At 43.4% G+C, this 831-nt stretch carries 3 tRNA genes and 1 rRNA gene; all 4 read left to right on the forward strand.

Annotated elements, in window-relative coordinates:
* Positions 1–77: ribosomal RNA gene (locus tag R7E78_RS25650) — 16S ribosomal RNA — on the forward strand; the annotation flags it as partial.
* Positions 78–166: 89 nt separating this feature from the next.
* Positions 167–242: transfer RNA gene (locus tag R7E78_RS25655), tRNA-Glu, on the forward strand.
* A gap of 2 nt (positions 243–244) precedes the next feature.
* A tRNA-Lys gene (locus R7E78_RS25660) sits at positions 245–320 on the forward strand.
* 28 nt (positions 321–348) lie between these two features.
* Positions 349–424: transfer RNA gene (locus R7E78_RS25665), tRNA-Val, on the forward strand.
* Positions 425–831 lie beyond the last annotated feature (407 nt).

An 831-nucleotide genomic window follows, 5' to 3' on the forward strand; every position in this document is an offset into this window, starting at 1 on the left:
CCACTTTGTGGTTCATGACTGGGGTGAAGTCGTAACAAGGTAGCGCTAGGGGAACCTGGCGCTGGATCACCTCCTTAAACGATGATTATTGCGATGAGTGTTCACACAGATTGATACGGTTTATGAAGTTTAAGAGATAGAACATCCCCCAAGATGTTCACTTAGTGTCCCGTTCGTCTAGAGGCCTAGGACACCGCCCTTTCACGGCGGTAACAGGGGTTCGACTCCCCTACGGGATACCATTGGGTCGTTAGCTCAGTTGGTAGAGCAGTTGACTTTTAATCAATTGGTCGCAGGTTCGAATCCTGCACGACCCACCATTTCCTTCCACGGAAATCAAAACAATGTGGGCGATTAGCTCAGTTGGGAGAGCACCTGCCTTACAAGCAGGGGGTCACTGGTTCGAGCCCGGTATCGCCCACCATTCTCTAAGTATTTTTGGAATAAAACGTCCAAACCAGAACAAGCAATTGATACTGGTTGGTATTTTTGACTCTGAAAGTCTTTAGAAAATGTAACTTCCTTGTGAAGCAACATAGCTCTTTAACAATTTGGAAAGCTGACAAAACAACAATTTATTGTTGTTTGTAAAGTTCTCAATGTTTATCGAAAGATAAACACCAAAAAACACATTCAAGTGTTCTTGGCTTTTTGTTTTCATTTTTTCTAAAAATGAAGGTAAAGAGATGAGTCCGGCAAAATCGAATGTCTCTCGCTCATTCAAATAATGAGAGACAACTTTGGTGATTTGATTATCAACTCGAAACTCCTTCGGGTTGTATGGTTAAGTGACTAAGCGTACACGGTGGATGCCTTGGCAGTCAGAGGCGA

Source organism: Vibrio sp. YT-19(2023) (genome assembly GCF_033337395.1).